The organism is Synechococcus sp. R5-12 (genome assembly GCF_047502655.1).
Taxonomy (GTDB): Bacteria; Cyanobacteriota; Cyanobacteriia; order Thermostichales; family Thermostichaceae; genus Thermostichus.
This window is the reverse complement of the sequence record NZ_JANSIM010000078.1, coordinates 1-8,527: the sequence shown is the minus strand read 5'-3', so window position 1 is coordinate 8,527 and position 8,527 is coordinate 1. Positions and strand designations below refer to the sequence as shown.

The window sequence follows — 8,527 nt, the reverse complement described above, 5'->3', positions numbered from 1 at the left end:
GGGAACCACCTGTCCAGTCGTTTTGTCGGGGGTTGTAGACCCAGGCAAGTGGCGTGGGGCAGGAATGCCCAACTGCGAGGTAAGGACTCCGTCCTGCTGACGGGAAGGGTAGCCCGCGCCCTGTCCACAGGACGAGCGCCGGGAGGATGTTATAGTAGCTACAGAGGGGTCGGCTAGCTGCGCAAGGTCACCGGAAATTGTGTTGCCAACTGCGCCCTCACCTGGTTTTGCAGAGCTTCTACCTCCGCATCCGTGAGGGTGCGATCGGGAGCGCGGTACACTAGGCGGAAGGCAAGGCTGCGCTGCCCTGCAGGTACTCCTTGGCCCCGGTACTCGTCGAAAAGCTGCACCGATTGGAGAAGTTCTCCGCCCGCTCGACGGATAACCTTCTCGATCTCACCAACGGCAAGGTCGAGTGGCGCAAAGAAGGCGATATCCCGATCGGCAGCAGGAAAGGGCGAAAAGGGGACAAATTGCACAATGCCCCGTCTCTCCAGGCTTTCCAGCAAGGGATCCAACTGCAGCTCAAACCCATAGACCTGATCTGGCAGCCCCTTTTCCTGACAGAGGCGGGGGTGCAGTTGCCCGAACAAACCGATGCGGGATCCCTCAATCCACAAACTGGCCTGGCGACCGGGGTGAAGCAGGGACGATTGCTCTTCAGGGGGATCCAGACGAAACTCCGGGCCAAATCCCAGCCGCTCCAGAGCGGAGACCAGCAGCCCCTTGGCCTCGAACCAGTCCATGGGTCGGTTGCGGTGCTGCCAATCGTGGGGATTGGGATCCCCGCCCAAGATACCGCCGATATGCTCAGCTTCCCGGTAAGGGTGGGGGTTGGGGGGAAGGGCATGGGCAAAAACACGACCGATTTCAAAGGCTTGGAGCGGGCCGTTGCCTTGATCCCAGTTGAAGCGGAAGGCCTCCACCAGGCCGGGAAGTAGCGCATTGCGCACGGCTGAATATTCAGGCGAAAGTGGATTGGCAATCCTCACCAAAGATCCATCCTCCTCCGCTGGGCAGAGGGAGATGTGATACACCTCTGTCAGGCCAATGCCGCGCAGCACTTCTCGGATCTGGCGGGTGAACGTTTCCCGCGCCGAAAGGGATCCCACCTGCGGCTCGGTGGGTAGGGTTTCTGAGAAGCGGTCATAGCCGTAGAGACGGGCAAACTCCTCGATGAGGTCGATCTCCCGCTCAATGTCCCGCAGGCGATAGGGGGGAACGACGACCTGCCAAACGCAGCTGGCCACGGTTGCCGTCTCGGTAGCGGGGGAGAGGGCACTCTGGGAATTGGCCCCTTCGCAACGGGAGAGCTGAAAGCCCAAGGCAGATAGGATCTCCTCCACATCCGCCGCCTGCACCTCGTCCCCCAACACATCGATCAGCCGCGACAGCCGCAATTTCAGGGTGCGTTCCAGGGGGGGCCGCTGGTCAAAGGTGGTGAGGCCGGCCACTGCTCCCCCTGCCAGTTCCAGGATCAACTGCACCGCCCGATCCCGGGCCTGATCGAGGGTGGCAAAGTTAACCCCTCGCTCATAGCGGGTGGAAGCCTCGGTGCGCAGACCTTGAGACCGGGCCGAGCGCCGCGTCACCGCTGGATCGAATAGGGCTGCTTCCAAGAAAATGCGGGTGGTGGTCGAGCCGACCTCGGTTTCTTCCCCTCCCATGACCCCGGCCAGAGCTACCGGTTGGCTGCCGGCCACAATGAGATGACTGTCGGCTTGCAAGGTGCGGGTTTGGCCGTCCAAGGTCTTTAAGGTTTCTCCCGGCTGGGCCAAGCGCACCTCGATGGTGGGTTTTTTCTTGCCCATGACCTGGAGCAGGCGATCCCAGTCGAAGGCGTGCAAAGGCTGGCCCCATTCCAGCAGGATCAGATTGGTAATATCCACTACGTTGTTGATGGAGCGCATGCCGGCGGCGGCCAGTCGGTGTTTTAGCCAGTCGGGGGAAGGGCCGACTTTCACCCCCTCGATCAACACGCCACTGTAGGCGGGGCAGGCTTTGGCGTCGGCAATGCGCAACTGAAAGTTGGGGATGGGCTTGGCCTGAAGAGGCTTGACGGGGGGCAGGCGCAGCGGGTTGCGGGTGAGGGCAGCCACTTCGCGGGCGATCCCCACCATGCTCAGGGCATCGGCCCGGTTGGCGGTGGAAGTGAGATCCAGCACCACATCGTCCAAGCCTAGAAGGGGGCGCACATCAGAGCCAAGCGGATGAACCTCCAGATCCAAGTCGGGCGGGAATTCGTGGATCCCTTCGGAAGATTTCTCCAGCCCCAGCTCTGCCAGAGAGCAGATCATGCCCTCCGAGATCACCCCCCGCTTGTCGGCTTTGGCAATGGTGAGGGAGAGGGCGGGCAAATGGGTGCCGGGCGTGGCCACTGCTACCAGGATCCCAGGGCGGGCGTTGGCAGCTCCACAGACAATGGTGGCAGGCCGATCGGATCCCAAATCCACCTGGCAAACCTGCAGCTTGTCGGCGTTGGGATGAGGCTCGGCAGCCAGGATCCTGCCCAAAACCACCCCATCTGCCCAGGTGCGGCGGTCTTCGATCTCTTCCACTTCAAACCCCGCCAGGGTGAGGGCCTCTCCCAGTTCTTCGGGTGAAAGTTGGAAATCCACCAGTTCTCGCAGCCACTTCAAGGAGATGCGCATCGCTGAGCCATCGGTGCAAACGCCGCACCCATTATCGCTCACCTGGCCCTCTTCTCCAGCCGGGATCCCGGCCCAAGATCGTGGGATGGCATAGACCCGGTTCTGGCCGGAACCGGTGGGACAGGGTGGGATGCTAAAACAGTGAAGGCGAGGGCTGAGGTCAGATCCAGCGCCTAGCAAGGTGAGGAAGGATGAAGAAAGACTGGGCAAAACGGTTGCGCAACGGGTTGATTGCCGCAGTAGCTGTGCTCTTAGCGGTGGGTTTGTTTTTGGCCAGCCAGGGTCGTCAGGCGGGCAGCAACCTAGAGGCTCTAGCCCAAGAAGCCATACCTTGGGAGCAAGCTCAGGCCAATGGCAAGCCTTCTTTGGTGGAGTTCTACGCCGATTGGTGCACCACCTGCCGAGCGATGGCGCCCCTCCTGGCCAATCTCAAAAAGGAATTTGCCGATCAAGTCAACTTTGTCATGCTCAATGTGGATAATCCCAAGTGGCTGCCGGAGCTGAGCCGCTACCGGGTGAACGGCATCCCTCATTTTCTGTTTTTGGATCGGCAGGGAGAAGTGCTGGGATCGGCGATTGGCGAACAGCCGCCGTCGATTCTGCGAGCCAATGTGTTGGCTCTGGCAACTGGACAGCCCCTGCAGTTGACCAATGCCGGGCCAGTGTCTGCGCTGGAGCGGAGCGGGCCTATCCTCCCCAATCAGCCGGATCCCCGCAGTCATGGTTAGGAGTTTGGTCCAGGGTTTTGTTGTCTTGGACACAGGCGGAAAGGTCTGGCCTCGGTTTGATATTCGATAACTTCTATCCATTCTCGTAGCTCACAAGAACAGGCCATGGCTGTCGAGACAACACCGATTTTGCCGGATCCGCAACGGTTGATCCCGAGCGAGCGCCTCAGACAACTGAATGTCCGCTCCAATTCAGCCGGGCTCCGGCAGCTTTTGGGACATTTGGCGGTGATGGCGGTGAGTGGCAGCCTGTGGGTGACCCAGAAAGGTGTCAATGGCTGGGTTGCCCTGCCGGCGCTGGTGGTTTACGGGGCCAGTTTGGCGACGATGTTTGCTGCTTTGCACGAATGTGTACACCGCACCGCTTTTGCCAGCCCAAAACTGAATGACGGGGTAGCCTGGGTGGCGGGCTTGCTCTCATTTTACAACAGCACTTTTTATCGCCGATACCACAAATGGCACCACCGCTATACCCAGATTCCGGGCAAGGATCCGGAGCTGGAGGATCCCAAACCCCAGAGCTGGCCGGAGTATTTGCTCGAGCTGAGCGGCTTGACTTGGTGGATCGGCAAGGTGAAGACCTACATCCGCATAGCCAGCGGCCAGTTGCAAGGCTATCCCTACATTCCTGAATCGGCCCGCCAAGAGGTGATTCGTTCGGTGCGGTTGCAGCTAGGGGTCTACGGCCTTGGGAGCTTGCTCTCCCTTCTGCTGGGGGATCCCTGGATAGTGTGGCTATGGCTGTTGCCTTTGGCGGTAGGGCAGCCGCTCTTGCGCTTCATTTTGCTGGCAGAGCACACAGGCTGTAGCCAAACCGAGGATCCCTTCTCCAATACCCGTACCACCCTTACCCTTTGGCCAATCCGCTTTTTGATGTGGAATATGCCTTACCATGCTGAGCATCACCTTTACCCTTCCATTCCATTTCATGCTTTGGCCGATGCCCATCAATACCTCAAGCCCCATCTGGCTCATCTAGGGCAGGGGTATGTGCGGGTTCATCGTCAGGTGATTGAACAATTTCAGGCATGACTCACTACACCTGGAGCCTGAACGATTTTCAGCTACAGTGCGGGATCCAACTGCCCCAAATCACGCTCGCCTACGCCACCTACGGGACTCTTTCCCCCCGAAAAGACAACCTGATCCTCTACCCCACCTCCTATGGGGCTCAGCATCCCGACCTGGAGTGGCTGATTCGTCCCGACGGCATCCTCAACCCGCAGCGGTGGTTTATCCTCATTCCCAATATGCTGGGCAATGGCCTTTCCACTTCCCCCAGCAACGATCCAGCCTGTGGCTTGCGGGAAGATGGCTTCTGGTTTAGCCACTGGGACAATGTGCGCCTGCAGGAGAGCCTGATTCGCCAACACTTTGGGATCGAACGCATCCGCCTGATCTACGGCTGGTCGATGGGGGCTCAGCAAGCCTATCACTGGGGATCCCTGTTTCCTGAGCGGGTGGAACGGATCGTAGCCCTCTGTGGCACCGCCAAGACCACAGTTCACAATCGGGTTTTTCTGGAGAGTTTGCGCTCAGCCCTAACTGCCGATCCTGCCTGGAACGGTCGCCGATTCACGGCCATCCCAGAGCGGGGCCTGCGAGCTTTTGCCCACATCTACGCCAGTTGGGCTGTTTCCCAACCTTTTTTCAACCAAAAATGCTATGAATCCTTGGGGTATGCCTCTCTCGAAGATTATCTAGAGCGAGGCTGGGAGGCCAATTACCGCCGCCGGGATCCGCAGAATTTGCTATCGATGATCGAAACTTGGATCCGCTGCGATATCAGCGACAACCCCATTCACCGGGGAGATTATCGGGCTGCTTTGAGGGCAATTCAGGCCCAAACATTGGTGATGCCCGCCCAGACGGATTTGTACTTCACCCCAGAAGATTGTCGGGCTGAGGCAGAATGGATCCCGAACGCGGTTTACAAGATCATCCCCTCCATTTGGGGGCACCGGGCCGGTAATCCTCATCAAAACCCCGAGGATGAAGCTTTTATTCGCACAGCCGTGCAGGAGTTCCTGGAGAGCTGAGGGCACCTACACAGATCCTACACAGATTGCAGGCGCAGGTGTTGCACCAGAGCCTGTAGTCCCAACAGGTAGCTTTGTGCCCCGAAGCCGCTGATTTGCCCAACCGCTACGGCAGCAATGTAAGAGTGCTGGCGGAAGGGCTCGCGGCGATGGATGTTGCTTAGGTGGACTTCCACAGTGGGCAATCCTACGGCTGCAATGGCATCTCGGAGAGCAATGCTGGTGTGGGTATAGGCCCCAGGGTTGATCAGAATGCCGACATGCTGCTGGCGGGCACGGTGAATGGCATCGATGAGCACCCCCTCATGGTTGGACTGGAGAATCTCCAGCTTCGCCCCTAGCATTTCTGCCTGCCGATGCAGAGCCTGATCGATCTGCTCTAGGGATACTGAGCCGTAGATGCCCACCTCTCGCACCCCCAGCAGGTTGAGGTTGGGGCCATGCAGTACCAAGAGGCTGAGAGGCTCGCCGCCGGGGGCAATGGCAGTCGGATTAACGACGACGATGGGATCCATCTTCTACCGGAATGGGAGCAGGTTGAGGCTGGGGGTTCCCCAGCAGGGTGTCGATCACACGTTCCACCCATTCCCGGATCTTTTCCAGCACCTTTTCTACCCAATCCATCCGATCTGCCTCGCGAGGTTTTACGAAGGGAGTTTATTCGACGGACTTCTATGATAGCGCTTCTTTCCGAGGGGTGTAGAGCTGACTGGCTGGCCGGCCTTTTTCCCCAGCAGGGATCCCTTGTTTTGCCTACCCTTTTACAAGAATCTGAAGAAAATCCAAAACCCCTCAGCCAGACCAGTTCTTCAGCATCTGGCTAATGGTTCTGCAGATGATCCGCAGGGTCATGGAGCGCAGCAGGATCCCCATCTGAAGGTCTGTCCCCGGCAATTCAAATCGCTCCGCCTGGCCCGCCACCGTCAAAGTTAGGGTGGATCCCCGCTGCAGGAAGAGGGCGCCGCCGGGGTTGAGATCCCGTTTCAGGGTTTGCAGCTCTTGATCGGAGGGATCCCGCAGCACCACCAGATCGCTGCCTTCGTAGGCCAAGCCCTCCCGCTCCAGGGTCTCTTCGTCGGCTTCCGCCAAAAGCAGATCCAGTTGGGGATGGCGCAGCAGGGTTTTCACCTGGCGAAAGAGGCTGCCCTGCAGGGGTCTAGAGCTGTGGTTTAGCAGCACGCCCTCCCGACAGACGGATCCCACACATGCGTTGGGGCGGTGGGACAAAATATGCTCCACCAAGGTGTGCGCCTCCGCCAAGGTGAGGCGGTTAAAGGTCAAAATCGGGATGCGGGCCGTCTTGGGAAACAGATGGTCGAGGATTGCCCCCGGCACATCCACTCCCGCGCCAATGGCAGGTTTTTGGTGCATGAGCACACCTGGCGCAGCATTGATCTCGATAATCCCCAGGGATCCCTCCTTCCAGGAGCGCTCCAGGCTGGGGGCAATGACATCGATGCCCAAGCACACCAGCGAGAACTGCTGGGCAATGGTTTGGGCCAAAACCACGTTGTCGGGATGGACGGTGGCCGTGACATCGCGGCTCACTCCTCCCGCCGAGAGATTGGATACCTTGCGCAGATAGACCGTCCGCCCCGGTTCCAGCACACTGTCCACTGTCAAGCCCTGCTCCGCCAGAAAGCGCTCCATTGTCTCATCCCATTGGATCGGCCCTAGGGGAGAAGTGGGGGTATCCCAACGGGCGGGATCCCGGTTGGCCTGCTCGATGAGCTGCCCGATGGTGCTTCGGCCATCTCCCGTCACCGAGGCGGGGCGTCGTTCTGTAGCCGCCACAAAGCGGCCTCCCACACACAACAGGCGAAAATCAGTGCCCTGCAGATGCTTTTCCAGGATCAGTCGGATGGGCTCCTCAGGGGGAAGGGCTGCCACGGCTACCTCGTAGGCAAAGGCCAGTTCTTCCGGGGTTTGAATGCCAGCCGTCACCCCCATCCCCTTATGGCCGGCCACCGGCTTGAGCACCACCGGATAGCCGATTTCCTGCGCCAACTGCAAAGCTTCTGCCAAAGAGGCGACCACCTCTCCCTGGGGCACGGGGAACCCTTGCGCCGCCAGAAAGGCTTTGCAATCGTCTTTGCGGGTGGTGAAGTCAGAGTCGAGATGGCTGTCGCAGTGAAAGGTGGTGGCCACCCCTCGCACCTGGTTGCGACCATAGCCATACTGCATCACCCCTTCATCCCATAGGTAGTAGGTAGGGATCCCGCGTTCGTGAGCAGCCCGCAAGAGGGCATAGACCGTTGGCCCGCCGTACACTGAGTCGCGAAACAATTGCTGCAAGCGGCGCATCTCCCCTTCAAAATCGAAGGGCTCCCCTTGGGCGATGGCTTCCAGCCAATCCCAAGCAAAATAAACCGCAGCACGAGTGGTACGGCCATGTAAGGTCTGCACCGCGATGCGCACATACTCTGAAAACGGATGACAGCTCCACCGCTGCAAGTGGAGATCCATCTGCAACCGGTTCACCTCCGCCACCAGCCGGGCAAACAAGTGGGCGTAGGAAGGATAAGATCCCTCCTGCAACTGGGGGAAATGGAAGCAGACCTTGGACAGGTAGACATCAATGGGCAGCGGCTGTGGGCACTGGGTAAGGGCAAAGTCGAAGGTGAAAGCGGCTGTATTGAGATAGGGGTTAGGGCCAAGATAATGCTTCAGGTTGAAAATGTCGAAAACATCCGACTCGCGCGCGTTGATGCGGGGCACGCCCGCCGCCTCCTGCAAAACCATAGCCGGCCTCAAGAGAAGGGAAACAACGACCTCAGCGCGGGGAAAACCCAGCTCTCCCGGCTGGGGCCGCTTCCATTATTCCCGATCCGGCCCCCATCCCCGGCGGCTTGCCTTCGCAGCACAAGGGATCCCAGCTAGCCTTTTGCTGGTCAATTAACAGTTGCCTGACAGGCAACTTGGTAACTTGGAAAACCCTTCCCACCCTCTGATCGGGTTGGGGTTATTTCGAGTTGCAGTGCAACTGTTTGCCAATTCTGGGATCCCCTCTCCTCATAATGGGCAAGGGGCTGGGAGTGCTTGCCTGTAGCAGTGCTAGAGGAATGCCTCAGCTAGAAATCGCAGGAGCCCCGCACTGTACCCGTAGGGT

The 8,527-nt window shown here is 59.2% G+C and carries 7 protein-coding genes; 3 read left to right on the top strand and 4 right to left on the bottom strand.

What is annotated here, in order from left to right:
• Positions 1-173 precede the first annotated feature (173 nt).
• Positions 174-2,651 carry a phenylalanine--tRNA ligase subunit beta gene (gene pheT / locus NW843_RS04815; protein WP_414522265.1) on the bottom strand — a complete coding sequence of 826 codons (2,478 nt, stop codon included), beginning with the start codon at positions 2,649-2,651 and terminating at the stop codon, positions 174-176.
• A 191-nt stretch (positions 2,652-2,842) separates the two neighbouring features.
• Here pheT and NW843_RS04810 point away from each other — a divergent pair, with 191 nt between their 5' ends.
• The 3 genes from NW843_RS04810 (at position 2,843) to NW843_RS04800 (ending at position 5,418) form a co-directional block, all read left to right on the top strand.
• Positions 2,843-3,379 carry a thioredoxin domain-containing protein gene (locus tag NW843_RS04810; protein WP_414522264.1) on the top strand — a complete coding sequence of 179 codons (537 nt, stop codon included), beginning with the start codon at positions 2,843-2,845 and terminating at the stop codon, positions 3,377-3,379.
• Positions 3,380-3,484: 105 nt separating this feature from the next.
• Positions 3,485-4,411, top strand: a complete 927-nt coding sequence (locus tag NW843_RS04805) for a fatty acid desaturase family protein (protein ID WP_414522263.1) — start codon at positions 3,485-3,487, stop codon at positions 4,409-4,411.
• Positions 4,408-5,418 (top strand): alpha/beta fold hydrolase, encoded by a 1,011-nt coding sequence (locus NW843_RS04800; protein ID WP_414522262.1) that lies wholly within the window; start codon positions 4,408-4,410, stop codon positions 5,416-5,418. Before NW843_RS04805 ends, NW843_RS04800 begins: the two co-directional genes overlap by 4 nt.
• 17 nt (positions 5,419-5,435) lie before the next feature.
• Here NW843_RS04800 and aroQ read toward each other — a convergent pair whose 3' ends face one another.
• The 3 genes from aroQ to NW843_RS04785 all read right to left on the bottom strand — a co-directional run bounded on the left by aroQ (position 5,436) and on the right by NW843_RS04785 (position 8,160).
• Positions 5,436-5,933, bottom strand: a complete 498-nt coding sequence (aroQ, locus tag NW843_RS04795) for a type II 3-dehydroquinate dehydratase (RefSeq protein WP_049749607.1) — start codon at positions 5,931-5,933, stop codon at positions 5,436-5,438.
• On the bottom strand, positions 5,911-6,042 hold the full coding sequence (locus NW843_RS04790) for a hypothetical protein (RefSeq protein ID WP_011434447.1): 132 nt from the start codon (positions 6,040-6,042) through the stop codon (positions 5,911-5,913). Before NW843_RS04790 ends, aroQ begins: the two co-directional genes overlap by 23 nt.
• 168 nt (positions 6,043-6,210) lie before the next feature.
• Positions 6,211-8,160, bottom strand: a complete 1,950-nt coding sequence (locus tag NW843_RS04785) for an acetate--CoA ligase family protein (protein WP_414522261.1) — start codon at positions 8,158-8,160, stop codon at positions 6,211-6,213.
• Between the last annotated feature and the right edge of the window lie 367 nt (positions 8,161-8,527).